Consider the following 23773-nt stretch of genomic DNA (forward strand, 5'->3'; position numbering starts at 1 on the left):
GCAAGATGGAAAATAATTCAAATCCAAATTGGGAGCGTCAGGCACTTGAGCATCTGCTCTTGGAGAATTTAAAAGAGACTCGTAAGGCTCGTCGCTGGAAAGCAGTTTTGCGAGTGCTAACGCTCTTAGTAATCGTAGCCGTGCTCTTTGCAGTATTTGATTTTCATTTGCCTGGTCGCGGTATGAGTGTTGAAAGACATACTGCTATGGTGACCTTGGAGGGAGAAATTTCTTCAAGCACGATTGCCAATGCAATGGACATCAATTCCTCATTGGTATCTGCGTTTGAAAATGAGCATAGCGCTGGTGTAGTTTTGCGCATCAACAGCCCAGGCGGCTCCCCAGTGCAAGCGGGGATGATCAATGATGAGATTCATCGCTTACGCAAGCTATATCCAAACAAGCCGTTTTACGTAGTGGTGGAAGATATTTGCGCCTCTGGTGGCTACTATGTTGCAGTGGCGGCCGATCAGATTTTGGTAGATAAGGCGAGTCTTGTAGGTTCCATTGGCGTGATCATGGAAGGCTTTGGTTTTACTGGGCTGATGGATAAGTTAGGTGTAACTCGCCGCATGATTACTGCGGGCTCGAATAAAGGCATGCTCGATCCATTTAGTAAAGAAGAGCCAAAGCAGGTGGAGATGGTCAAGACCATGATTGATGAAATTCATCAACAATTTATTCAGGTAGTTAAAGAAGGCAGAGGTTCTCGATTAAAGGATGCGCCCGAACTTTTTTCAGGCCGCATTTGGAATGGCGAGCAAGCAGTCAAATTGGGTTTGGTTGATGGCTACGGCACAGTCGATTCAGTTGCGCGCGATATCTTCAAAGCACCAGATGTGCTTGACTACACCATGAAAGAAAACTTTGCGGAACGTGTTGCTAAGCGTTTCGGCGCCGAAGCGGGCGCTGCTGCCGGTAAGGCCTTGGTGAAGGCGCCGGATCTAAAGTAATTAATCTAGGCCAACAGTAGAAATACCGTTGGCCTATTTTGTAATGAGGCACATGCAGCTTCATTCGAGTAGCGTTTACGCCACTCTGCAATCGGCAATGTGGCAATCATTTCTGATGGCAGGCTGAGATCAACCCCGAGGCAAAGCTGTGTTTGTGGTGCAAGTGAGTTGATGCAGGCCATGAGCATCGCGGTGTTTCGATAAGGTGTCTCAATCCAAATTTGAGTTTGTTGTAACTTGCGGGATTCTGCTTCTAGTTGTTTGAGCTTGCCGCTTCGCTCGTGTGTGTCATGAGGTAGGTATCCTTGGAAGGCAAAGCGTTGACCATTTAAGCCACTCGCCATTAAACCCAGCAAGATTGAGCTGGGTCCCACAAGGGGTTTAACTTGGGCGCCAAGTTTGTGGGCTGCAAGTACAAGTTCTGCCCCGGGATCAGCTACGCCAGGTACACCTGCTTCCGACATTAAGCCCATATCATTGCCAGCTAGCAATGGTTTTAATAAATCAGCTGGTTTTACGGAGTCACTATACTTTGCGTTGCGTGCAGCACCGCGCCATTCACTCATCTGCATTTCTTGGATGGTGCAAGCAAGGGGTGATGCGCTATCAATGGCTTTCAGAAATGCCCGCGCTGTTTTTGCATCCTCAACAATCCAGTGTTTGAGTTTTGCTGTGCATGCGATCGTTTCAGCTGGCAAGATCCACGGCAATTGCTCTGCACGATTTTCATTACCCAGAGTATTGGGAACTAAGAACAGTGTGCCAAGTTTTGCCATGATTGTTTTTGCTGTCTTTATTGCTTTGGTGGAATTGCAAAACCTGCGTCACGCAATAGTCCAGCCAGAGCAATCAAGGGGAGGCCGATGAGGGCGGTAGGGTCATCGCTTTTGATGGATTCAAGCAAGCTGATTCCTAAACCTTCAGACTTGGCGCTACCAGCGCAGTCATATGGCTCTTCTGTAAGTAGATAGTTTTCTAAAACGTCATCAGACAGTTTGCGAAAACATACTTCAGTCGGAACGCTGAGAGTAGTTTGCGTATCGCTTTTCATCAGACATAAAGCGGTATGAAACGTTACCGTTTGTCCGCGCATCAATTGCAATTGCGCCATGGCTCTTTCAAAATTTCCTGGCTTACCAATTGACGCGCCACAAAGATCGGCAACCTGGTCAGAGCCGATCACCCAAGCTTCTGGAAACTGCTTAGCAACAGCTTCTGCCTTGGCATGTGCAAGGCGCATTGCTAGATCAAGCGTGCTCTCACCAGTTAATGGGGTTTCATCTACTTTAGGGGAAACAACTTCAAATGGAATGCGCAGACGAGTTAAAAGCTCGCGTCGATATACCGAAGTAGACGCCAAAATGAGCGATGGGATTTTGGATGTGTTTGTGGAATGACTCATTGCTGCGTATTTTCAACTGACTGCGAAAGAAAAGGAAGAAGAGAAAGTATGGGGGAGTTTGAAATCACTTTTCTCGCTCTTGATTTAGACTGATGTCATGGATCGAAATCATGCTTTACCTCAAGTTCAGTTGTCTGCAGAGTCAAATGCATTGCGGCGGATTGATTTTTGTGCGCCCCAGTCCTATAAGGGCGCCGGGTTTTTGAGCATCCCAGATTTACCCAGGGTGGCCGAAGAGGTGTCGGCTGTAGTCTCTGGGGATGGCTTCCATTGGGATATTCAAACCCACTTCGAACCTTCTCCTGGTAGCGAGCCACATCAAATCATGGAATTGGGCCTAAAAGGCCGGCTGCATTTGACTTGCCAGCGCTGTTTACAGGGTTGCGCGGTCGATTTGGATGAAAAACGCCGATTTATCTTCATGGCTACTGAATCGCAGGCAGACGACTATCCGCTGGAGGATGAGGATCAGGAGCCCTTGGTAGCTAGCCAGCAATTTAACCTCCTCGAGACCATTGAAGATGAGATTTTGTTGTCTATCCCCTTGATTCCAAAGCACCCTGAGGGCTTTTGTGAGCCCCACGCCTCTGTATTTGGGGATGGGGAGGACGACGACGTTCCTACTGAACGTGAAAATCCCTTTAACATATTGAAAAATATGAAGAAAAACTGAAAAAGATGGTTAAAAACAGGATGTTGTTTTAAGCCTTGTTTGCAGATAAATCAAGCATTTAGACGCTTTTCCGTGCTAGAATGTCGCCTTGCTTAGGAGTTCATTATGGCCGTTCAACAAAATAAAAAATCACCATCCAAACGTGGCATGCATCGTGCGCACGACTTTTTGACCGCACCTGCTACGGCTGTTGAAGCCACAACTGGTGAGGCACATTTGCGCCACCACATTTCACCTAACGGCTACTATCGTGGTCGTAAAGTGGTTAAAACTAAAAACGACTAATTTTTTAGTCTAAATAGATCGAAGCGGCTCACTTACAGCCGCTTTTTTCTTAGATAAATCACTTGTAGCAATCAATGAGTTTATGAGCGTTACTCTTGCTATTGATGCCATGGGCGGAGATCATGGGGTCGTCGTGACGGTCCCTGCTGCTTGCGACTTTTTAGAAAAACACGCTGATGTCAACATTGCCTTAGTTGGCGATCTGGAATTAATTAAGCAAGTCTTAAGTAAATCCTCTAACGCTCCAATGGAGCGCATTCAAATTATTCCCGCGAGCGAAGTAGTGTTGATGGATGATCCCATCGAGGTGGCTTTGCGTCGCAAAAAAGATTCTTCCATGCGCGTAGCAATTGAGCAGGTAAAAGAAGGCGCTGCTGATGCGGTGATTTCTTCTGGTAATACCGGCGCACTCATGGCGATTTCTCGTTACATACTAAAAACATTAGAAGGCGTTGATCGCCCCGCGATTGCAACCGCAATCCCAAATGAATTGGGGCGCGGCACCACTATGTTGGATTTGGGTGCAAACGCAGATTGTGAACCTATGCACTTGGTACAGTTTGCTCAGATGGCTAACGTAATGGTGCAAGTGGTGGATGGCAAGCAAAATCCTTCGATTGGTCTTTTGAATATCGGCGAAGAAGTTATTAAAGGTAATGAAGTGGTGAAGCAGACCAGCGAATTACTTCGCCAAAGTAATTTGAATTTCTACGGCAACGTTGAAGGCAATGATATTTTTAAGGGCACCACAGATATTGTCGTGTGCGATGGTTTTGTTGGTAACGTTGTGCTCAAGGCTAGCGAAGGTTTAGCCAAAATGATGAGTGGCATGATTCGTGAAGAATTTAACCGCTCTTTGCTAACGAAATTGATGGCGATTTGTGCGATGGTGCCACTACTGCGCGTTCGTAAGCGAGTTGATCACCGCCGCTATAACGGTGCGGTATTGTTAGGTTTGCGTGGTTGCGTCATTAAGAGTCATGGATCTGCTGATCGCTTTGCATTTGGATTTGCATTAGATCGCGCATATGAAGCGGCTAAAAATCGCATGGTTGAACGTATTGCCGCAGCCTTTGTGGCGGAGACAACGGTATGAGTATTTTTGCAAGAGTGGCTGGCACAGGAAGCTATCTTCCAGCGCAGCGTTTAACAAACCAAGATCTAGTTGAGCGTCTTGCCAAGTCGGGTCTAGAGACAAGCGATGAGTGGATTACCACTCGCAGTGGAATTTCTGCGCGTCACTTTGCTGCTGAAAATGAATTGACTAGCGATCTAGCGGTCAAGGCTGCACAGGCTGCCTTGACCAGCGCCGGCATCACTTCAGCCGATCTAGATCTCATCATCCTCGCCACTTCCACACCTGATCATTTGGGTGGTTTTCCGAGTACGGCTTGTGTAGTGCAAGATAAGTTAGGTGCTCATACTGCATGTGCTGCATTTGACGTGCAAGCCGTGTGCGCAGGCTTTACTTATGCACTCGCGACAGCGGATGCTTTCATTCGCACAGGTTCTTATAAAAAAGTATTGGTGATTGGTGCTGAAACCTTCTCACGGATTTTGGATTTCCAGGATCGCGGAACTTGTGTGTTGTTTGGCGATGGCGCAGGCGCAGTAGTGCTTGAGGCTTCAAATGAAGCTGGCATTCTGTCAACCGCATTGCATGCAGATGGTAGTCAGCGTGATATTTTGTGTGTGCCGGGACGCTCTGGCAATGGCGCAGTACATGGCTCTCCATTTATGACCATGGACGGTCAAGCAGTATTCAAGCTGGCCGTAAAAGTATTGGAGCAAGTTGCTCATGAGGTTTTGGAAAAAGCAAAACTCAAGCCCGAACAGATTGATTGGTTAGTCCCCCATCAGGCGAACATTCGCATCATGGAAGGTACCGCTAAAAAAATGGGAATGTCCATGGAGAAAGTCATTGTGACGGTTCATGAACACGGCAATACTTCAGCCGCTTCGATTCCATTAGCTTTGGATGTTGGTGTGCGTTCTGGTCAAATCAAACGAGGTCAACATCTTTTATTGGAAGGGGTTGGCGGTGGTTTTGCTTGGGGTGCGGTAGCGCTCAAATACTAAGAACTTCAATATCTAATTCTTTTATTTTTTATTCCTAAATTTCACTTATGACATTCGCATTCGTATTCCCAGGCCAAGGATCACAATCAGTAGGCATGCTTAATTCCATTTCTGAGCGCCCTGAAGTGCGCGCTACATTGCAAGAAGCTTCTGAAGCTCTGGGTGAAGATGTGGCAAAGCTAATTGCTGAAGGTCCTGCAGAAGCGCTTGCATTAACAACCAATACTCAACCAGTCATGCTGACAGCAGCCGTTGCGTTTTATCGCGCTTGGTTGGCAGCCGGGGGTGCTGTACCTAAAGTGATGGCGGGCCATAGCTTGGGTGAATATTCTGCTTTGGTTGCTTCTGGAGTGATTTCATTTAAAGATGCCGTTCCTTTGGTTCGCTTTCGTGCTGAAGCAATGCAAACTGCGGTACCCGTAGGGACCGGCGGTATGGCAGCCATCTTGGGTTTGGATGATGCGGTTGTTATTAAGGTGTGTGCTGAAGCTAGCGCAGCTTCAGGGGGTGTAGTTGAGGCCGTGAACTTTAACGCGCCTGGACAAGTGGTGATTGCTGGTGCGAGTGATGCAGTAGCTAAGGCCTGTGAATTATTGAAGGCTGCTGGCGCTAAACGTGCGTTACCTTTACCTGTATCGGCGCCGTTTCATTCCTCCTTATTGCAACCAGCCTCTGAAAAGTTAAAAGGCTATTTAGCGAATATTGAATTTAAAGCACCAACGATTCCGGTGATCAACAATGTTGACGTTGAAATACTGAATGATCCTGCTGCGATTAAAGATGCATTAGTTCGTCAGGCGGCTAAACCAGTACGCTGGCAAGAAACGATTCAGGCAATGGCCACCCAAGGAATTAGTCAAGTCGTTGAGTGTGGTCCTGGCAAGGTATTGGCTGGCCTCACAAAGCGCATCAATGATCAAGTAATTGGCATTCCAGTCTTTGATGAGGCGAGCTTAAACGAAGCTCTTGCCACCGTAAAATAAAACAAATACAACATTCGGAACACAAATATGAATCTCGACTTAAGCGGACAAATTGCTCTGGTAACTGGCGCCTCGCGTGGTATTGGGCAGGCGGTAGCGGACGAATTGGTGAAGTGTGGAGCTAAAGTTATTGGTACTGCTACTACTGCTGATGGCGCTAAAGCGATTGATGCGAGATTGAAGCCTTCTGGTGGCGCTGGTTTAGCTTTGAATGTCACCGCACCAAATGCTTGCGAAGAGATCATTGATCACATCGTGAAAGAATTTGGTGGTATTCATATTTTGGTGAATAACGCTGGTATTACTCGTGACAACTTGGCAATGCGCATGAAGTCTGAAGAGTGGGCCGATGTGATTGATACCAATCTGAGCGCGGTGTTTCGTTTATCACAAGCAGTATTGCGCCCCATGATGAAGGCACGTACTGGCCGCATCATTAACATCACTTCCATTGTTGGTCATATGGGAAATCCTGGCCAAGCAAATTACGCTGCAGCAAAATCCGGTGTTTCAGGAATGACTCGTGCATTGGCTCGCGAAATTGGCAGCCGTAACATCACAGTCAATTGTGTGGCTCCTGGGTTTATTGATACCGATATGACCCGCGCATTAAGTGAAGAACAGCAAAATGCCTTAAAAGTGAACATTCCATTGGCCCGTTTAGGAAGCCCTGAGGATGTAGCTCAGGCAGTGGCATTTTTGGCCTCTCCGGCTGCTGGCTACATTACGGGTAATACCCTACACGTCAATGGCGGACTCTATTTAGCCTAACGGCAAAACACGGATTTAGTCATTTTTTGGCGGTTTTGCTAATTCAGGCCGCCGAACTGATAAAATCCTTTTCATCGTTTTTTTACAACCCTTGGGGGACTTAATGGACAACATCGAACAACGCGTTAAGAAAATCGTCGCTGAGCAATTGGGCGTCGCTGAAGGAGATATCAAGAATGAATCTTCTTTTGTGAATGACCTGGGCGCTGACTCTCTTGACACTGTTGAGCTGGTAATGGCTTTGGAAGATGAATTCGGTATCGAAATTCCTGATGAGGAAGCTGAAAAAATCACCACAGTTCAGCTCGCGATCGACTTCGCTAAATCAAAAGCTCAGGGTTAATTCCCTAGCTTAGGTATTACTTAGGTTTACTGTGTCAGCATCAAACGGCCGACGCCGGGTTGTAGTCACCGGCCTTGGTCTCATCTCACCTGTTGGTAATTCAGTTGATGTAGCTTGGTCCAATTTGCTTGCGGGCAAATCGGGCATTGCTACCATCACGAAATTTGACCACGCTCCACTAAGCGTTCATTTCGCTGGAGAGGTGAAAGATTTCAATGTCGAAGAATATGTTTCTGCCAAAGAGGCGCGCCATATGGATACATTCATCCATTATGGTATCGCTGCTGGCACGCAAGCGATTCGCGATAGCGGTATTGAAGTAAACGAACAAAACGCTGAGCGCATCGGCGTCATGGTGGGTTCAGGCATTGGCGGTTTGCCAATGATTGAAGAGACAGGTGCCGAGCTCTTGGCCCGCGGCCCGCGTCGTATCTCCCCATTCTTTGTTCCTGGTTCCATCATCAATATGATTTCCGGGCACCTCAGTATTTTGTTTGGTCTCAAAGGTCCAAACGTTGCTGCGGTTACTGCTTGTACTACTGGTTTACACAGCATTGGTTTAGCTGCACGCCTTATTCAGTATGGTGACGCTGATGTCATGATTGCTGGTGGTGCAGAGTCAACGATTTCTGCATTAGGTGTTGGCGGCTTTGCTTCTGCAAGAGCGCTATCAACTCGTAACGATGACCCCGCTACAGCATCTCGTCCTTGGGATAAAGATCGTGATGGTTTTGTGCTGGGCGAAGGCGCTGGTGTTGTTGTGCTTGAAGAGTATGAGCACGCTAAAGCACGTGGCGCAAAGATTTATTGTGAGCTACTTGGTTTTGGTATGAGTGGTGACGCATATCACATGACTGCACCAAATATGGATGGCCCACGTCGTTGCATGGTCAATGCAATGCGCGATGCCAAACTTAATCCTGATCAAATTCAGTACTTGAATGCCCACGGTACTTCAACCCCTTTGGGCGACAAGAACGAAACTGAGGCAATCAAGGCGGCATTAGGCGACCACGCCAAGAAGGCTTTGATTAATTCTACCAAGTCGATGACAGGACACCTTTTGGGTGGTGCTGGCGGCTTGGAGTCTGTATTTACCATTCTGGCGCTTCATAACCAGAAATCACCTCCTACGATCAATATCTTCAATCAAGACCCTGAGTGCGACTTGGACTACTGCGCCAATACTGCTAGGGATGTGAAGATTGACCATGCAGTCAAAAACAATTTTGGCTTTGGTGGTACTAACGGCACCTTGATTTTTGGTAAGCTGACCTAATATTCTCTCTATCTCCACTTTTTTGGTTTTTACCAAGTAGGTCTTAGCATTATGAAAAAGCACTTTATTGCGCTCTTGGCTATTTTGAGTCTGGGGCAAATGTCGTTTGTTCCATCTGCTGTCGCGCAAAATCCTCGGGTGACAATTCCTGATTTTGCTGATTTGGTTGAGCGAGCCAGTCCAGCAGTAGTCAATATTCGCACTACTGAAAAGGTGATGGTTCAACAGGCGCAGGGTGGCATTCCGGGAATGCCTGAAGATCAAGCGGAATTCTTTCGCCGTTTCTTTGGTGTGCCTATTCCCGGAATTCCAAATAGCCCTAAGCAATCACAACCGAATCCTGGAAAACCGCAAGAAGCTGATCGTGGAGTTGGATCTGGTTTCATTATTGAATCGAATGGTTTGATTCTGACGAATGCACACGTCGTTGAAGGTGCTACTACGATTTATGTCACCTTAACGGATAAACGCGAATTCAAAGCCAAGTTGTTGGGTATGGATAAACGCACCGATGTGGCGGTTGTCAAAATTGAGGCGCGTGATTTACCTAAATTACCTTTAGGAGATTCTTCCAAAGTGCGTGTTGGAGAGTGGGTTCTGGCAATTGGTTCACCATTTGGTTTGGAGAACACCGTGACCGCTGGTATTGTTTCTGCGAAGAGCCGTGACACTGGTGATTACTTGCCCTTTATTCAGACAGACGTTGCAGTCAACCCGGGTAACTCTGGCGGCCCTTTATTGAATACCGCTGGCCAAGTGATTGGCATCAATTCTCAGATCTTTAGTCGTTCTGGTGGCTATATGGGAATCTCTTTTGCGATTCCAATTGATGAAGCAATGCGAGTAGCTGATCAATTGCGTACCAATGGAAAAATGACGCGTGGTCGTATTGGGGTTGCGCTGGGTGAGATGACCAAAGAGGTTGCTGAGAGTTTGGGATTGGGTAAACCTCGTGGTGCCTATGTACGAAATGTTGAGCCAAACGGTCCAGCCGCAAATGGTGGAATTGAAGCGGGTGATGTCATCCTGAGTTTCAATGGTCGAGAGATTGCAAAGTCTACTGATTTGCCGAGAATTGTTGGCGATACCAAGCCAGGCACTGCAGCAACTGTTCAAGTATGGCGCAAGGGTGCAACGCGTGATTTAACAGTAACGGTTTCCGATGGTGAAGCCTCCCAGGTTGCTAGCAAAAAATCCGAATCGCCATCTAATGGTGGAAGCGTCAATACGCTTGGTGTGGCGGTGACCGATGTATCGGATGCCAAAAAGAAGGATCTCAACATCAAGGGCGGAGTTGAAGTTACCGGCTTGGGGGATGGCCCATTGCCTAGGGCTGGAGTCCGTCCTGGCGACGTCATTATTCGGATTGCAGATACCGATGTTTCGGGCGCTAAGCAGTTTGAGGCCCTCGTGAAAGGCCTTGATGCCAATAAGGCTGTTCCGGTCTTTATTCGCCGAGCTGACAGCACATTGGTGATACCAGTAAGGCCAAAATAAGGCATTTTTGCCTAAAAAATGGGCACAGGCGTCATTAGGGCGCCACCCATTACAATCCTCTCAAGACGGCTTTTTGCAGCGCATCATCCTGGTGCGTTCTGACAAGGCGTTTTTGGAATTATTAAATAAGACGCTATGGATTTAATCCGCAATTTTTCTATCATCGCCCACATTGATCACGGCAAATCTACGCTTGCGGATCGCATTATTCAACTTTGTGGCGGTCTTTCTGATCGCGAAATGGAAGCCCAGGTGCTCGATTCGATGGATATCGAGCGTGAACGTGGCATCACCATTAAGGCGCAAACCGCAGCTCTTAATTACAAAGCTAAAGATGGTAAGACCTACAACATCAATCTGATTGATACCCCGGGGCACGTTGACTTCTCTTATGAAGTCAGCCGATCTTTATCTGCATGCGAAGGTGCTTTATTAGTGGTTGATGCCAGTCAAGGTGTAGAGGCACAAACTGTTGCGAACTGCTACATGGCACTTGAATTAGGGGTTGAAGTTGTTCCAGTTCTGAACAAGATCGATTTACCACAAGCCGATCCGGATCGCGCTAAAAAAGAAATCGAAGATGTGATTGGTATCGATGCATCTGAAGCGGTAACTTGTTCAGCCAAGACGGGCATGGGCGTTGCGGATGTGATCGAAGAAATGATTGCGAAAGTGCCGCCGCCAAAAGGTGATGCCTCAGCACCGTTACAAGCATTGATTATTGACTCTTGGTTTGATAACTACGTTGGTGTGGTCATGTTGATCCGAGTTGTCAACGGCACCTTAAAGCCAAAAGAAAAAATCACTTTAATGGCTAATGGCTCAACCCATTTGGTTGAGCATGTCGGTGTGTTTAGTCCGAAGTCGGTGGATCGCCCTGAGTTATCAGCAGGCCAAGTAGGTTTTGTGATTGCCGGTATTAAAGAGTTGAAAGCTGCAAAAGTGGGTGATACCGTCACGCATGCTACTGGACAGCAAGGGCGAGTTCCTGCTGCGCAACCACTGCCTGGTTTTAAAGAAGTGAAGCCACAAGTGTTTGCTGGTTTGTATCCAGTAGAGGCCAGTGAATACGATCAGTTGCGTGAGTCACTTGAAAAACTCAAGCTAAATGATGCGTCACTCTTATATGAGCCTGAGGTATCTCAAGCTTTAGGTTTTGGCTTCCGTTGCGGATTCTTGGGCTTGCTCCACATGGAGATTGTCCAAGAGCGACTAGAGCGACAGTATGGCATGAACTTGATTACAACTGCACCTACAGTGGTGTATCAAGTACAGCAGTCTGATGGCACTACCATCATGGTGGATAACCCATCCAAGATGCCTGAAACCAGTAAGGTTGATGTCATTCTTGAGCCGATAGTCACAGTGAACCTGTATATGCCCCAGGAATATGTGGGCTCAGTGATTACTTTATGCGTTGGTAAGCGTGGTATTCAGACGGGCATGAACTATCTTGGACGCCAAGTGCAGCTCACTTATGAATTACCGATGGCTGAGATTGTGTTGGATTTCTTTGATCGCCTGAAATCGATTTCTCGTGGCTATGCTTCGATGGATTACGAGTTCAAAGAATATCGTCCTGCAGATGTAGTGAAGGTCGATATTTTGATTAACGGTGATCGTGTAGATGCGCTCTCTGTGATTGTTCACCGCAGTAATAGTCAGTCACGTGGCAGAGAAGTAGTTTCAAAGATGCGCGGCATCATTCCGCGCCAAATGTTTGATGTCGCTATTCAGGCGGCTATTGGTAGCAATATCGTTGCTCGTGAGAACGTTAAGGCATTGCGTAAGAACGTTTTAGCAAAGTGCTACGGTGGTGATATCTCACGTAAGCGCAAGCTCTTAGAAAAACAAAAAGAAGGTAAGAAGCGCATGAAGCAAGTGGGCAATGTGGAAATTCCACAGGAAGCATTCTTGGCGATTTTGCAGGTGGAAGATTAATGAACTTTGCTCTCATCCTCTTTATATTGGTGGTTGTTTCAGGAATTGCTTGGGTTGCTGACCGAATTTATTTTGCGCCCCAAAGAAAAATGGCTGGAATCGATCGCATGCCTCTTTGGTTGGAGTACACCGCAGGATTTTTCCCAGTTATTTGCGCTGTATTTGTATTGCGCTCTTTTATTGTCGAGCCTTTCAAGATCCCATCTGGATCTATGATTCCAACCCTGCAAATTGGCGACTTCATCTTGGTGAATAAATTTACCTATGGAATTCGTTTGCCAGTGATCAATCAAAAAGTGATTGATTTGGGTTCACCAAAGCGTGGGGATGTCATTGTGTTTCGTTACCCACGCGATGAATCTGTTGATTACATCAAGCGGGTGGTGGGTTTGCCTGGTGATGTGATTGCATACGAAGATAAACGCTTAACGATTAATGGCCAGCCATTGCAATACAGTGGCGGTGAGTCTTATTTGGATCCTGAGAATATGCGCTACGCTAAGCGCTTTACAGAAAGCTTTCCTGCAGATTTGGGTGGCAATCGCCATGAGATTCTGAATGACCCAGATCGTCCAGCAACCGTTTTTCCAGTAGAGCGCTTTCCTGGGGCTGAGTTTTGCCAATACCAACCATCGGGTTTAACTTGTAAGGTTCCTACAGGTCATTACTTTGCGATGGGGGATAACCGCGATAACAGCGCTGATTCTCGTTACTGGGGATTTGTTCCGGATAAAAACTTGGTTGGTAAAGCCTTCTTTGTATGGCTCAATTTAGGTAACCTTGGTCGTATTGGCGGGTTCCAGTAAAGCATCATGAACGCACGCGCTGTCATTGAAACCGCACCGCTTCAAGAGCGCCTAGGCTACACATTTAAGAAGCCAGAGCTGCTTTATCAAGCGCTAACTCATCGTAGTCACAGCAAGAAGAATAATGAGCGATTAGAGTTTTTGGGTGATTCTGTATTAAATTGTGTTGTCGCTGAAATGCTTTATGAACGTTATTCTGATTTGGATGAAGGTGATTTATCTCGTGTACGTGCCAATTTAGTGAAGCAGCAGGCTTTATATGAGATTGCACAAACATTATCTTTATCAGACTATCTGCGTTTAGGCGAAGGCGAGTTGAAGAGTGGTGGATTTCGGCGACCATCGATATTGGCTGACACCCTCGAGGCAGTGACAGGCGCAATCTTTTTAGATGGCGGGTTTGATGCTGCAAAAACTTGCTTACGAAAACTCTACTCCATCATTCTGTCGCAAGTTGATCCAAAGACATTGGGCAAGGATGACAAAACGCTTTTGCAAGAGTGCTTACAAAGTTATCAACTGCCGTTGCCAACTTATAACGTTACTGGTACGAGCGGCGCTGCCCACAATCAGCAGTTTGAAGTCGAATGCTTGATTCCAAGTTTAAAAGTATCTGTAAAAGGTGAGGGTGCATCGCGTCGTGCTGCTGAACAGTCTGCTGCAAAAAGTGCTTTACTTGCAGTTTTAAAGGCCTTGCCACAAGATTCTCGCAAGCCCAAGAAAACACGCTCTGCGAAGAAGAAGGCTGCCAAGAAAGAGGCGACTGAAGAGCAATTGAATTTGAAGTTAAAGGGCTAATTGTGTTTAGATGCGGCACCATTGCGATTGTCGGGCGTCCTAATATGGGCAAATCTACTTTGCTTAATGCATTGGTAGGTCAGAAGATCAGCATTACTTCACGTAAAGCGCAAACCACACGTCACCGTATTTTGGGTGTGCAGAATCGCGAAGAAGCACAATTTATTTTCATTGATACGCCAGGATTCCAGACGCGTTTAATGAATACTTTAAATAAAGCACTTAACCGCACAGTTACTACTGCTCTACAAGACGTCAACGTAGTTTGCTTTGTTGTCGAGACCGGTTATTTTGGTGAAGATGATAAAAAAGTATTGAAACTTCTGCCAAGCGATATCCCTGTGGTGTTGGTATTAAATAAATTGGATCTGTTTAATAGCCGTTTTCAGGCGCCATCAGAGCGTGATCAAGCCTTGCTCAATTTCATTAAAGAAATGGCCAAGCCATGGTCTGAATTAGGTGGTCATGAAGACCAAAAATCAGAGTTCGCGGAAATTGTGCCTATGAGTGCCAAGAGTCCTGGCGATATTCAGAGACTATTGGATGTGCTTGAGGGTTATTTGCCTAAAGGCGAGCCTGTTTATGACGGCGATACGGTTACCGATCGTAGTGAGCGCTTCCTTGCTGCCGAAATTCTGCGAGAAAAGGTATTTCGTTTTACCGGTGAAGAGTTGCCCTACACCTCTACTGTGGTCATTGATCAATTTAAGATGGATGGCAAGATGCGCAGAATCTCTGCGACGATTTTGGTTGATCGCGATAGTCACAAAGCGATGATCATTGGCCAAAAAGGTGAGCGTTTAAAGAAAATTTCTACCGATGCTCGGATCGATATGGAAAAACTATTTGATGGAAAAGTTTTCTTAGAGACCTGGGTAAAAGTGAAGCGTGGTTGGGCAGATGATCGCGCTGAATTGCGGGCACAAGGGCTGGAATAATTTCCTATGGCTTCGATTCGTGTTGCTGACGAACCCGCTTTTGTATTGCACAGCATTCCCTATAAAGAAACCAGTCTCATTTTGGATGTCTTTACGCGACAGCATGGTCGCATGGCGTTGATTGCCAAAGGAGCAAAGCGCCCTCATTCCACATTAAGACCAGTACTGCAGCGCTTTCAACCACTCTTAGTTTCTTGGAGCGGTAAGTCAGAGCTGCGCACCTTAACCAAATCCGAGTGGGTAGGCGGCATGCCTTCCTTGGTGGGCGATGCACTCCTTTGTGGCTTCTACCTAAATGAATTACTTGTGAAATTCTTAGCGCGTGAAGATGAATATGAAACGCTTTACGATCGCTATGCAGATACGATTAACGCTTTGTCGGCACTTGAAGAGTCAAAGGGCTTAGAAGAAATTCTGCGTCCATTTGAGCTGTCTTTGTTGCAAGAAACTGGTTACGCGGCGGCGCTTGATCGTTGCGTTGAAACCAATGAAGCACCTATTCATGATGGTCAATATGTTTATCAGCCAGAAAAAGGTGTGAGACCTGTTCAAGTGGATGATCCTGGTCATTGGCCTGTGCTGACTGGAAGATCCTTGTTAGCAATAGCGGTTGGTGACTTTTCTGATCCGGTAACACTCTCCGAAAGCAAGCAATTAATGCGCTTCCTCTTGGGGCTGCATTTACAAGATCAAGTGTTGACTACCCGTCAAATTCTGATTGATTTAAAGAAAATCTAGTAATCTATTGCTATGACTTCTGCCCAGGCCTTAGAACTCGGAATTAACATCGATCATGTGGCAACCCTACGCAATGCACGGGGTACGGTTTATCCAGATCCGATTAAAGCAGCCCAATTAGCGGAAGAAGCGGGTGCTGATCTCATAACATTGCATCTTCGCGAAGATCGCCGTCACATTAAGGACGCTGATTTAATCGCTTTGCGACCTTTAATCAAAACGCGTATGAATCTCGAGTGCGCAATTACCCCCGAAATGCTCAATATCGCTTGTCAAGTAAAACCACAAGATGTTTGTTTGGTTCCTGAGAAGCGCGAAGAGGTTACCACTGAGGGTGGTCTCGATGTTTTGGGAAAGTTTGATCTTGTTAAGGCGGCTACCAAGCAATTGCAGGATGCGGGTATTCGGGTATCACTGTTTATTGATCCAGAAGAAAAACAAATTCAGGCTGCTAAGGATGTGGGCGCCACTGTAGTGGAGTTGCATACCGGTCGGTATGCTGATTTGTCTGGCGCTCAACAAGAGGCTGAGTTGTTGCGCATAAAGAAAGCGGCACAGTTTGGGAAAAGTATTGGTTTGAGAGTCAATGCGGGCCATGGTTTGCATGAAGGTAATGTCATACCAATTGCAGGTATTGCTGAACTATCAGAGCTGAATATCGGGCATGCCATTGTTGCTGAAGCCCTATTCAAAGGTTGGCAAAAAGCCATTAAAGATATGAAAGCCTTGATGACTCAAGGTAGAAAAGCAAATCTATGATCATCGGCATTGGCACCGATATTTTGCAGATTGAGCGCTTGCAGGCTGCCTATGATCGTACGAATGGTCGCCTAGCAGAAAAGATACTGGGCCCCGATGAGATGTTGGTATTTAAACATCGTCTTGCCAGAAATCACAAGCGGGGGATCGCTTTTTTGGCAACGCGTTTTGCTGCTAAAGAAGCGTTCTCCAAAGCGATTGGACTAGGAATGAGAATGCCGATGACCTGGCGTTCTTTGCAAACTTTAAATGAACCTAGCGGTAAGCCTGTAACCAGTTATTTGGGTGCATTAGCCCAATTCATGCAAGATAAAAACTGGGAAGCTCACGTGACGGTAAGCGATGAGCAGGACATGGCAATCGCACATGTTATCGTGACTCAAAAATAACAAGATTAATCACAAGAGGAATCAATGAGCAAATCGATCATGAAGCCAGGCCCCATTACCTTGGACGTGGTGGGCCAAACATTAAATGCTGAAGATCGTCGTCGTATTTTGCATCCGCTAACAGGTGGCGTGATCTTATTTGGCAGAAATTTTAATGATCGCAAACAACTTACCAAGTTGACTGTAGATATTAAAAAACTTCGTCCTGATGTATTAATTTCAATAGACCACGAAGGTGGTCGAGTGCAGCGTTGCAGAACTGATGGCTTCACCCATTTGCCGCCCATGCGTAAATTGGGTGAGCTTTGGCTTGCTAAAAATAAGTCCACTCATGCAGCAGAATCGGCTGCACTAGCGATGGCAGCAGCTACTGCTTGTGGCTATGTACTTGCTGCAGAACTTCGGGCGTGTGGTGTAGATTTTAGCTTTACTCCAGTGTTAGATCTCGATTTTGGTCGTAGCGGTGTGATCGGAGACCGTTCCTTTAGTCGTGATCCTCAAATTGTGTTTGCTTTAGCAAAGAGTTTGAATGAGGGTCTGCGTTTGGCTGGTATGGCCAACTGCGGCAAACACTTCCCTGGTCATGGTTGGGCAGAGGCGGACTCGCATGTGGCCATTCCGGTAGATGAGCGCTCACTCCAAGAAATTTTGAATGACGATGCAAAGCCTTATGAATGGCTTGATTTGAGTTTGGCTGCAGTCATGCCGGCACATGTGATTTATCCAAAAGTTGATCAAAATCCTGCAGGTTTCTCCAAGATCTGGTTGCACTCTGTGTTGCGTCTAGAGCTTGGCTTTGAAGGGGTGATCTTTAGTGATGATCTTTCGATGGAAGGTGCTAGCGTTGCAGGATCGGTAGTAGAGGGGGCTGAGATGGCTCTGGATGCGGGTTGTGATGCTGTTCTGATCTGTAATCGACCTGATTTAGCGGATCAACTGTTGGCTAAGCTGAAAGTGTCTAAAACGAAGCAAGCGGAGTCTGCCATTCGTTTGAATAAGCTCATGCCTGACAATCAAGCGCTTTCATGGGCGGAGCTGCAGGATGAGGCGCAATACCAGCATGCCAAAGGCTTACTGCAGCAGTTAAAGCTCATTGCATGAGATTGGGGTTCCCCATGTAAAAAGCCCGGCATGCCGGGCTTTTTATCTTTTGCAGTTTGCTAATTAATTAGCGCGGCTGCGGTATTCACCAGTACGCGTATCGATTTCGATCTTGTCACCAGTGTTGCAGAACAAAGGTACTTGCAATTCATAGCCAGTAGCCAATTTCGCTGTCTTTAATACTTTGCCTGAGCTGGTATCGCCTTTTACTGCAGGCTCTGTGTAAGTGATTTCACGAACGAGTGAGTTTGGCATTGCAACGGAAAGTGCTTTACCTTCGTAGAACACCACTTCACAAGGCATACCTTCCTCGAGGTAGTTCAATGCATCACCCATGAATTCAGACTCAACTTCATATTGGTTGTATTCACCATCCATAAATACATACATTGGATCTGCGAAATAAGAGTAAGTACATTCTTTCTTATCCAAAATTACCACATCAAATTTGTCATCAGCTTTGTAAACACCTTCGTTTGGTGCACCAGTTAACAAATTCTTAAATTTCATTTTGACAACAGAAGAGTTACGGCCAGAGCGGCTATATTCTGCTTTTAATACGACCATGGCATCAGTGCCGATCATCACTACGTTACCAACGCGGAGTTCTTGTGCTGTTTTCATCTTGCTATTCCTGGGTGCAGAGAGTTTTCTGCGGTTTTTATCAAAAACAAGATTGTAACCGCCCGTAGGGCTTTATTGCTTGGGATTAGCTGGTAAACCGCAATAGACGAGCTGCCAAGCCACCATCACCTTGTTTTTTGAGTAATTGGGTGCGCCACGCTTTAGCGTAGATGCTCCACTGGTCGAGTGACCCAAACCATTCTGCGGGCATTGCCCAAGTCATTGCGGCAATGACGGCTAAGCGCAATTCTTGATCTGCTTCATCAAGATAAAGATCTAAAAAGGCGGCTAATTTGACTTCATGAGCGCGATCTTCTTGAGGATAGATGTGCCAAATAAACGGTTTGCCTGCTAACTGTGCCCTCACAAAAGAATCTTCACCTCGCACGATATTGAAATCACATTGCGATAAAACCCAGTCATATTCATCTTGAGAGACAAAAGGGATCGATAGCAATTGCAGTCTATCTGGTAGTTGAGGCTCTTGTTGGCCGTATAAACTCAGTTGTTCAGCATGACCGGGCGTAAGCAGTACATCAATATCCTCGTTTAGCGAACCCAAGTTTTCAAGCCATTTCTGTAAGGGGGCGCCTGGATAGCAAAATACGCTAAACCGTTTTGCATTAGGCCGAAGCTTTGACCAGGTTTCTGTCAGGGCTTGAGGAATTCTGTCTTTGCTAACTTCTGCGTCGGGCGGAATGGGGTCAATCAATAGGCCGCCTGTTTCATCCTGAAATCCAGGGAAGAAAAAGTATTTTGATATCCCATGAGATTGTGGCGAGGCCTTGCCATGAAAATCCAGAATCCATGGTTCTGCGCTCAAATACTCCAGATTAATCAGGATGGGTTTTACTGGGGCAATAAATAAGCCTGCTAAGTAGCGTTCGGGTAGGTCGCAACCAAACGCCTCGATCACCACGTTTGGTGCCTGCACGGGATGTCTTGCGTTATTGAAGCTGGCTTCCCAGGGTTGTATATCAATACGCTTTTTAATCTTTGCGTCGGTACCAGAGGCGATTAAATTCAAGGTTGGTAGATCGTCGCAAAAAATACGTACCTCTTGCTGGTGAAGACTTGATAAGCTACGGGCTAGACGCCAGCAAACACCGGCATCACCATAGTTGTCTACGATTTGGCAGAAAATATCCCAACGCATGAGTAATTCGCTTTTTGAAACCCTTCAGCAGGATGTTAAACGGCTACCCGGATTGCCGGGGGTATATCGCTTCTTTGATGAAGCGGGAAATATTCTGTATGTAGGCAAAGCTCGCAACCTTAAAAAACGCGTTTCTAGTTATTTTCAGCGCACCCAGTTATCGCCTCGTATTGAATTGATGGTGGGCAAGATCGCTCGTTATGAAACAACTGTAACGCGTACTGAAACCGAAGCTCTTATTCTAGAGAACAATCTCATCAAAGAGTTGGCTCCGCCATTTAATATTTTATTTAGGGATGATAAGTCGTACCCTTATGTGATGTTAACGTGTCATGAGTACCCACGTTTAGCCTCATATCGCGGCAAGGTCGATAAGCGCAATCAATATTTCGGGCCTTTCCCAAATAGTTGGGCAGTTCGCAATAGTGTGCAGATTTTGCAAAAAGTATTTCGTTTGCGCACTTGTGAAGACTCCGTATTTAAGAACCGAAGCCGCCCTTGTCTGTTGCATCAAATTCATCGTTGCAGCGCCCCTTGCGTTGGTCGTTTGAGTGTTGAGCAATATGCCCAAGATGTTGCTCAAGCCACCCGATTTTTAGAGGGCGATCACCGCCGCGTCTTATCCGAGCTTGAAAAAGAAATGCATACACATAGTGAGGCTATGGAGTTTGAGATGGCGGCGGTATTGCGCGATCGCATTGCGGACCTCTCTAGCGTGTTGCAGCAACAAGCAATGGACGCCGTTGCCGAAGGCGAGGGGGATGTCGACGTTATTGCTGTCGCGCAAATGGAGGGCATGGTTTGCGTGAACTTAGCGATGGTTCGTGGCGGGCGCCATCTGGGTGATAGGGCTTACTTTCCCAAAGGTTTACGCACGGCATCGGGTGAGCTTCCGCCACCAGCAGAAATACTGGAGGCATTTATTGCGCAACATTATTTAGAGGATGATCCTGATAGTGGGTCCAATGGTATCAATGGCCCTGGCACCAATTTAATTCCGCCAGTTCTTGTTTTAAATCATCCCTTGCAAACCATTGGTGATGACGTGCGCCAATCAAGTGATGATCTTCCTGAAGATTTGCATGATTTATTAAATGCGCAAGCTGGGAAGAAAATTACCTTCTTGCATCAACCACAAGGTCAGCGGCGCCATTGGCTCGCTATGGCTGAGGGGAATGCAAAAATCGCATTAACTAAGCGCTTGGTGGAAACGGGCGGTCAATTGGCTAGAGCAAGAGCTCTGGTTGATATCTTGGGCTTGGATTTGGAAGGCTTAGAGCATCTGCGTATTGAATGTTTTGATATTAGCCATACTTCAGGAGAAGCAACGCAAGCATCTTGTGTGGTCTATGCCAAGAATGCAATGCAATCAGGGGAGTACCGCCGTTTTAATATCAATGACATTACTCCTGGTGATGACTATGCAGCTATGCGTCAAGTATTGCAAAGACGTTATGCCAATTTTCAGGAACTCCCACCTGAAAAGATGCCTCAAGTGATTCTGATTGATGGGGGCAAAGGTCAGGTTGAGATGGTAAGACAAGTGCTCACTGAATTTGGCATGGATGTGAGTTTGATCGTAGGCGTAGCAAAAGGTGAGGGTCGTAAAGTTGGCCTAGAAACTTTGATTTTTGCGGATGGCCGCAAGCCTTTGGAGTTGGGTATTGATAGCGCAGCACTGTTGCTGGTTGCTCAAATTCGGGACGAGGCACACCGTTTTGCGATTACCGGAATGCGTGCCAAGCGTGCTAAGGCTAGAACGGTCTCACGTCTTGAAGAGATTGAGGGGATTGGCGCCAAACGTCGTCAAAAGCTTTTGGCTCGGTTTGGTGGGCTGAAGGGAGTGGCTAATGCGAGCATTGAAGAGATCGCTAGCGTAGAGGGGGTATCTCTTACTTTGGCTGAGCAAATTTACCGCCAGTTGCATTAATTACATCGTCGACTAATTGGTTTATGCTTGTGTCATGCCCTTCAATCTACCTATTGCCCTGACTTGGTTGCGTGTAGCAGCCATTCCTCTATTGGTAGTAGTTTTCTATCTCCCAAACTCTTGGTTCACCCCGTTTGAGAAAAATATGATCGCGGCGATCATATTTATTTCTGCAGCGATTACGGATTGGCTGGACGGATATTTGGCGCGTCGCTTAAAACAAGAATCTGCTTTTGGTCAATTTTTAGATCCCGTTGCAGACAAATTAATCGTGGCTGCTGCTTTACTGGTTTTATTAAATATGGATCGTGTGCAAGTTTGGGTGGCGCTTGTCATTATTGGTAGAGAAATTACGATATCCGCTTTAAGAGAGTGGATGGCTTTATTGGGTGCAGGCAAGAGCGTTGCTGTTCACATGGTTGGCAAACTGAAAACAACCGCACAGTTAGTGGCGATTCCTTTCTTATTGATTAACGACACTTTGTTTGGCTGGCTTGACTGCTCGAAGTTAGGTACTTGGTTAATTTGGGTTGCGGCCTTTTTAACGCTTTGGTCTATGTTTTATTACCTCAAAAAAGCCCTGCCGCAATTAGTCGGAAAAATCGATTAATTCTGATAGCGCCCAGCCAGCAAGGCTCAGAGGGTGTATTTAAGTCAACAATCATTCTTTTTCTAAGGGAAAAATGCTTTCTTTTGGATTGTTTGTTAAACTATCGCCCTGTTATGCGGGAATAGCTCAGCTGGTAGAGCGATACCTTGCCAAGGTATAGGTCGGGAGTTCGAACCTCCTTTCCCGCTCCAAGTTCGATGGGAAGCTCTTCAAAGCTTCCCATTTTTGATTCAGGATCTGGCGCGTTGGCCGAGTGGTTAGGCAGGAGCCTGCAAAGCTTCGTACGGGGGTTCGATTCCCTCACGCGCCTCCAGTATTTCACTTGACGAAAAGGGTGTAGCACCTAAAATACTTTCAGTATGTATAAGAAAGTCGCCCTTATTCTCTTTAAAGCGAAATTAAATAAATGACCACCATGCATTCCTTGAAGCTCAGCGCTCTTGCTGTAATCCTATCTGCTCTATTGGGCGCTTGCGCAAGCTCTGGTGACTCACCTACCGGAACACCTCAAGAGGTTCAAGAAATCCAATCTCAATTATTGGGTGACATGCCTTTGCCTGCTGCCTCAAAAATTATTGGATCAGATTCTCTGATTATTGGCCGTGGCGATAACTGGGTTGGTCGAGTAGTGCTTTCCGGTGTGCAATCACCAACAGATATTTATGCTTTCTTTCAATCTGAGTATCCACGTGCAGGCTGGACAACCGTGAGTGCAGTAAAAACAAAAACCAGCATCTTGGTGTTTACAAAAGGTGACCGCACCGCAACCGTGGAATTGAACGAAGGATCTATGACGGGTCCAAAGACACTCATCACAATTACCTCATCTCCGAAAAATGCGAATGTGATCGCACCAAGTAAGAAGTAAGAGTAGAAGCGAAAAAATTGAAATAAAAGACAGCCAATAAAAAAGCCTCCAGTACGGAGGCTTTTTTATTTCTAAATCAGTCTTGGCAACGTTTATAGGCCTTCTGCCCTAATAAGTCCTACAGCTTGACCTTCAATAGCAAAATTGGGTTGACGGCCATCCACCAGAATGTTTTTAAAGTCCGGGTTTTCAGCTTGTAACTCAATCACCATACCGTTGGCAGTTTTCTTTTGTTGCCAACGTTTCACAGTGACTTCATCATCAAGGCGTGCAACCACAATATCGCCATTGCGTACTTCAGTTGTTTTTCTTACTGCCAAATAATCGCCATCCAAAATTCCAGCATCTCGCATACTCATGCCTTTTACTTTTAATAAGTAATCAGCGCCTTTGCTAAACAAACTTGGATCAATTGGAACTTGTTTTTCAATATGCTCAACAGCCATGATCGGTGAGCCAGCGGCAACGCGACCAATTAGTGGCAATGTCAGTTGTTGTAATGCGCCGGAAGGCAAAGAGAGCTGACGATATTGATTTGCATTTTGCGTTTGATTGAAACGGTGTGGAACACGAATACCACGCGATGTTCCTGGAGTCAGCTCAATGTATCCCTTTTTGGCAAGCGCACGCAAATGTTCTTCGGCTGCATTGGCAGAAGCGAATCCCAATTGCGTTGCAATCTCTGCTCGCGTTGGTGGCAATCCACTTTCATCAATCGCTTTGGTAATGAGATCCAAAATCTCGCTTTGACGAGGTGTTAGCTTGGGGAGGGCAGTCAGCTCCTCTTGGTACTCGACTGTGTTTATGTCCATACTGGGATTGTATACAGCACTTTTTCTGATTTCAAGCG

At 46.3% G+C, this 23773-nt stretch carries 26 protein-coding genes and 2 tRNA genes; 23 read left to right on the forward strand and 5 right to left on the reverse strand.

Annotated elements, in window-relative coordinates; all coding sequences use genetic code 11:
- The first annotated feature begins 5 nt into the window (after positions 1–5).
- Positions 6–953 carry a signal peptide peptidase SppA gene (gene sppA / locus IC571_RS02100; protein ID WP_215317195.1) on the forward strand — a complete coding sequence of 316 codons (948 nt, stop codon included), beginning with the start codon at positions 6–8 and terminating at the stop codon, positions 951–953.
- A 5-nt stretch (positions 954–958) separates the two neighbouring features.
- Here the strand turns inward: sppA and IC571_RS02105 are convergent, their stop codons facing one another.
- Positions 959–1729, reverse strand: a complete 771-nt coding sequence (locus IC571_RS02105; RefSeq protein WP_215317196.1) for an SAM-dependent methyltransferase — start codon at positions 1727–1729, stop codon at positions 959–961.
- A gap of 17 nt (positions 1730–1746) precedes the next feature.
- The gene (locus IC571_RS02110; protein ID WP_305848877.1) at positions 1747–2355 is read right to left on the reverse strand and encodes a Maf family nucleotide pyrophosphatase; all 609 of its coding nucleotides are present in this window, start codon (positions 2353–2355) and stop codon (positions 1747–1749) included.
- Positions 2356–2452: 97 nt separating this feature from the next.
- Between IC571_RS02110 and IC571_RS02115 the strand changes: the two genes are divergently transcribed.
- The 17 genes from IC571_RS02115 to nagZ all read left to right on the forward strand — a co-directional run bounded on the left by IC571_RS02115 (position 2453) and on the right by nagZ (position 17735).
- The gene (locus IC571_RS02115; protein ID WP_215317197.1) at positions 2453–3028 is read left to right on the forward strand and encodes a DUF177 domain-containing protein; all 576 of its coding nucleotides are present in this window, start codon (positions 2453–2455) and stop codon (positions 3026–3028) included.
- Between the two features lie 105 nt (positions 3029–3133).
- Positions 3134–3313 carry a 50S ribosomal protein L32 gene (gene rpmF, locus IC571_RS02120; RefSeq protein ID WP_011902241.1) on the forward strand — a complete coding sequence of 60 codons (180 nt, stop codon included), beginning with the start codon at positions 3134–3136 and terminating at the stop codon, positions 3311–3313.
- A gap of 82 nt (positions 3314–3395) precedes the next feature.
- Positions 3396–4409, forward strand: a complete 1014-nt coding sequence (plsX, locus tag IC571_RS02125) for a phosphate acyltransferase PlsX (protein WP_215317198.1) — start codon at positions 3396–3398, stop codon at positions 4407–4409.
- Positions 4406–5392, forward strand: coding sequence for a beta-ketoacyl-ACP synthase III (locus tag IC571_RS02130; protein WP_215317199.1), 987 nt, complete (start codon positions 4406–4408; stop codon positions 5390–5392). Before plsX ends, IC571_RS02130 begins: the two co-directional genes overlap by 4 nt.
- A 47-nt stretch (positions 5393–5439) precedes the next feature.
- On the forward strand, positions 5440–6375 hold the full coding sequence (fabD, locus tag IC571_RS02135) for an ACP S-malonyltransferase (protein WP_215317200.1): 936 nt from the start codon (positions 5440–5442) through the stop codon (positions 6373–6375).
- A 27-nt stretch (positions 6376–6402) separates the two neighbouring features.
- On the forward strand, positions 6403–7146 hold the full coding sequence (fabG, locus tag IC571_RS02140) for a 3-oxoacyl-ACP reductase FabG (RefSeq protein ID WP_215317201.1): 744 nt from the start codon (positions 6403–6405) through the stop codon (positions 7144–7146).
- A gap of 103 nt (positions 7147–7249) precedes the next feature.
- Entirely contained in the window at positions 7250–7489 is a 240-nt protein-coding gene (gene acpP / locus IC571_RS02145) for an acyl carrier protein (protein ID WP_028819177.1), read from the forward strand.
- A 31-nt stretch (positions 7490–7520) separates the two neighbouring features.
- On the forward strand, positions 7521–8768 hold the full coding sequence (gene fabF / locus IC571_RS02150; protein ID WP_215317202.1) for a beta-ketoacyl-ACP synthase II: 1248 nt from the start codon (positions 7521–7523) through the stop codon (positions 8766–8768).
- Positions 8769–8819: 51 nt separating this feature from the next.
- Positions 8820–10265 (forward strand): DegQ family serine endoprotease, encoded by a 1446-nt coding sequence (locus tag IC571_RS02155; protein WP_215317203.1) that lies wholly within the window; start codon positions 8820–8822, stop codon positions 10263–10265.
- A 135-nt stretch (positions 10266–10400) separates the two neighbouring features.
- Entirely contained in the window at positions 10401–12206 is a 1806-nt protein-coding gene (gene lepA / locus IC571_RS02160; RefSeq protein ID WP_215317204.1) for a translation elongation factor 4, read from the forward strand.
- Positions 12206–13012 carry a signal peptidase I gene (lepB, locus tag IC571_RS02165; protein WP_215317205.1) on the forward strand — a complete coding sequence of 269 codons (807 nt, stop codon included), beginning with the start codon at positions 12206–12208 and terminating at the stop codon, positions 13010–13012. The genes lepA and lepB overlap by 1 nt, the downstream gene beginning before the upstream one ends.
- 6 nt (positions 13013–13018) lie before the next feature.
- Positions 13019–13810: a ribonuclease III gene (rnc, locus tag IC571_RS02170; RefSeq protein ID WP_215317206.1), complete on the forward strand. Its 792-nt coding sequence runs from the start codon at positions 13019–13021 to the stop codon at positions 13808–13810.
- A gap of 44 nt (positions 13811–13854) precedes the next feature.
- Positions 13855–14748: a GTPase Era gene (gene era / locus IC571_RS02175; RefSeq protein ID WP_251373478.1), complete on the forward strand. Its 894-nt coding sequence runs from the start codon at positions 13855–13857 to the stop codon at positions 14746–14748.
- Between the two features lie 6 nt (positions 14749–14754).
- Positions 14755–15486 (forward strand): DNA repair protein RecO, encoded by a 732-nt coding sequence (gene recO / locus IC571_RS02180; protein WP_215317208.1) that lies wholly within the window; start codon positions 14755–14757, stop codon positions 15484–15486.
- 12 nt (positions 15487–15498) lie between these two features.
- Positions 15499–16245: a pyridoxine 5'-phosphate synthase gene (locus IC571_RS02185; RefSeq protein ID WP_215317209.1), complete on the forward strand. Its 747-nt coding sequence runs from the start codon at positions 15499–15501 to the stop codon at positions 16243–16245.
- Entirely contained in the window at positions 16242–16634 is a 393-nt protein-coding gene (gene acpS, locus IC571_RS02190) for a holo-ACP synthase (protein ID WP_215317210.1), read from the forward strand. The genes IC571_RS02185 and acpS overlap by 4 nt, the downstream gene beginning before the upstream one ends.
- A 24-nt stretch (positions 16635–16658) precedes the next feature.
- A complete protein-coding gene (nagZ, locus tag IC571_RS02195; RefSeq protein ID WP_215317211.1) occupies positions 16659–17735 on the forward strand; it encodes a beta-N-acetylhexosaminidase in 1077 nt (358 codons plus the stop codon).
- Positions 17736–17798: 63 nt separating this feature from the next.
- On the opposite strand, the gene efp is transcribed toward nagZ, so the two are convergent.
- Positions 17799–18359, reverse strand: coding sequence for an elongation factor P (efp, locus tag IC571_RS02200; RefSeq protein WP_215317212.1), 561 nt, complete (start codon positions 18357–18359; stop codon positions 17799–17801).
- Positions 18360–18444: 85 nt separating this feature from the next.
- The gene (earP, locus tag IC571_RS02205; RefSeq protein ID WP_215317213.1) at positions 18445–19515 is read right to left on the reverse strand and encodes an elongation factor P maturation arginine rhamnosyltransferase EarP; all 1071 of its coding nucleotides are present in this window, start codon (positions 19513–19515) and stop codon (positions 18445–18447) included.
- Between earP and uvrC the strand changes: the two genes are divergently transcribed.
- The 5 genes from uvrC to IC571_RS02230 all read left to right on the forward strand — a co-directional run bounded on the left by uvrC (position 19514) and on the right by IC571_RS02230 (position 22923).
- The gene (gene uvrC / locus IC571_RS02210; protein WP_215317214.1) at positions 19514–21445 is read left to right on the forward strand and encodes an excinuclease ABC subunit UvrC; all 1932 of its coding nucleotides are present in this window, start codon (positions 19514–19516) and stop codon (positions 21443–21445) included. The genes earP and uvrC overlap by 2 nt on opposite strands.
- A 34-nt stretch (positions 21446–21479) precedes the next feature.
- Positions 21480–22055, forward strand: coding sequence for a CDP-diacylglycerol--glycerol-3-phosphate 3-phosphatidyltransferase (gene pgsA, locus IC571_RS02215; protein ID WP_215317215.1), 576 nt, complete (start codon positions 21480–21482; stop codon positions 22053–22055).
- A gap of 115 nt (positions 22056–22170) precedes the next feature.
- Positions 22171–22246: transfer RNA gene (locus IC571_RS02220), tRNA-Gly, on the forward strand.
- 48 nt (positions 22247–22294) lie between these two features.
- Positions 22295–22368 (forward strand) — tRNA-Cys (locus tag IC571_RS02225).
- Positions 22369–22461: 93 nt separating this feature from the next.
- Positions 22462–22923, forward strand: a complete 462-nt coding sequence (locus IC571_RS02230; protein ID WP_215317216.1) for a hypothetical protein — start codon at positions 22462–22464, stop codon at positions 22921–22923.
- A gap of 92 nt (positions 22924–23015) precedes the next feature.
- On the opposite strand, the gene lexA is transcribed toward IC571_RS02230, so the two are convergent.
- Positions 23016–23735, reverse strand: coding sequence for a transcriptional repressor LexA (lexA, locus tag IC571_RS02235; RefSeq protein WP_215317217.1), 720 nt, complete (start codon positions 23733–23735; stop codon positions 23016–23018).
- Positions 23736–23773 lie beyond the last annotated feature (38 nt).

This window comes from Polynucleobacter sp. MWH-UH2A (genome assembly GCF_018687195.1).
Taxonomy (GTDB): Bacteria; Pseudomonadota; Gammaproteobacteria; order Burkholderiales; family Burkholderiaceae; genus Polynucleobacter.

Bases quoted from the DNA above. Each gene is read 5' to 3' on its own strand.
- IC571_RS02185 (WP_215317209.1), top strand. From the start codon at position 15,499: ATGACTTCTGCCCAGGCCTTAGAACTCGGAATTAACATCGATCATGTG.
- lepA (WP_215317204.1), top strand. From the start codon at position 10,401: ATGGATTTAATCCGCAATTTTTCTATCATCGCCCACATTGATCACGGC.
- pgsA (WP_215317215.1), top strand. From the start codon at position 21,480: ATGCCCTTCAATCTACCTATTGCCCTGACTTGGTTGCGTGTAGCAGCC.
- earP (WP_215317213.1), bottom strand. From the start codon at position 19,515: ATGCGTTGGGATATTTTCTGCCAAATCGTAGACAACTATGGTGATGCC.
- IC571_RS02130 (WP_215317199.1), top strand. From the start codon at position 4,406: ATGAGTATTTTTGCAAGAGTGGCTGGCACAGGAAGCTATCTTCCAGCG.
- sppA (WP_215317195.1), top strand. From the start codon at position 6: ATGGAAAATAATTCAAATCCAAATTGGGAGCGTCAGGCACTTGAGCAT.
- lexA (WP_215317217.1), bottom strand. From the start codon at position 23,735: ATGGACATAAACACAGTCGAGTACCAAGAGGAGCTGACTGCCCTCCCC.
- fabG (WP_215317201.1), top strand. From the start codon at position 6,403: ATGAATCTCGACTTAAGCGGACAAATTGCTCTGGTAACTGGCGCCTCG.
- IC571_RS02115 (WP_215317197.1), top strand. From the start codon at position 2,453: ATGGATCGAAATCATGCTTTACCTCAAGTTCAGTTGTCTGCAGAGTCA.
- acpP (WP_028819177.1), top strand. From the start codon at position 7,250: ATGGACAACATCGAACAACGCGTTAAGAAAATCGTCGCTGAGCAATTG.
- efp (WP_215317212.1), bottom strand. From the start codon at position 18,359: ATGAAAACAGCACAAGAACTCCGCGTTGGTAACGTAGTGATGATCGGC.
- recO (WP_215317208.1), top strand. From the start codon at position 14,755: ATGGCTTCGATTCGTGTTGCTGACGAACCCGCTTTTGTATTGCACAGC.
- IC571_RS02110 (WP_305848877.1), bottom strand. From the start codon at position 2,355: ATGAGTCATTCCACAAACACATCCAAAATCCCATCGCTCATTTTGGCG.
- IC571_RS02155 (WP_215317203.1), top strand. From the start codon at position 8,820: ATGAAAAAGCACTTTATTGCGCTCTTGGCTATTTTGAGTCTGGGGCAA.
- IC571_RS02105 (WP_215317196.1), bottom strand. From the start codon at position 1,729: ATGGCAAAACTTGGCACACTGTTCTTAGTTCCCAATACTCTGGGTAAT.
- uvrC (WP_215317214.1), top strand. From the start codon at position 19,514: ATGAGTAATTCGCTTTTTGAAACCCTTCAGCAGGATGTTAAACGGCTA.
- rpmF (WP_011902241.1), top strand. From the start codon at position 3,134: ATGGCCGTTCAACAAAATAAAAAATCACCATCCAAACGTGGCATGCAT.
- lepB (WP_215317205.1), top strand. From the start codon at position 12,206: ATGAACTTTGCTCTCATCCTCTTTATATTGGTGGTTGTTTCAGGAATT.
- IC571_RS02230 (WP_215317216.1), top strand. From the start codon at position 22,462: ATGACCACCATGCATTCCTTGAAGCTCAGCGCTCTTGCTGTAATCCTA.
- acpS (WP_215317210.1), top strand. From the start codon at position 16,242: ATGATCATCGGCATTGGCACCGATATTTTGCAGATTGAGCGCTTGCAG.
- fabD (WP_215317200.1), top strand. From the start codon at position 5,440: ATGACATTCGCATTCGTATTCCCAGGCCAAGGATCACAATCAGTAGGC.
- era (WP_251373478.1), top strand. From the start codon at position 13,855: ATGGGCAAATCTACTTTGCTTAATGCATTGGTAGGTCAGAAGATCAGC.
- plsX (WP_215317198.1), top strand. From the start codon at position 3,396: ATGAGCGTTACTCTTGCTATTGATGCCATGGGCGGAGATCATGGGGTC.
- nagZ (WP_215317211.1), top strand. From the start codon at position 16,659: ATGAGCAAATCGATCATGAAGCCAGGCCCCATTACCTTGGACGTGGTG.
- rnc (WP_215317206.1), top strand. From the start codon at position 13,019: ATGAACGCACGCGCTGTCATTGAAACCGCACCGCTTCAAGAGCGCCTA.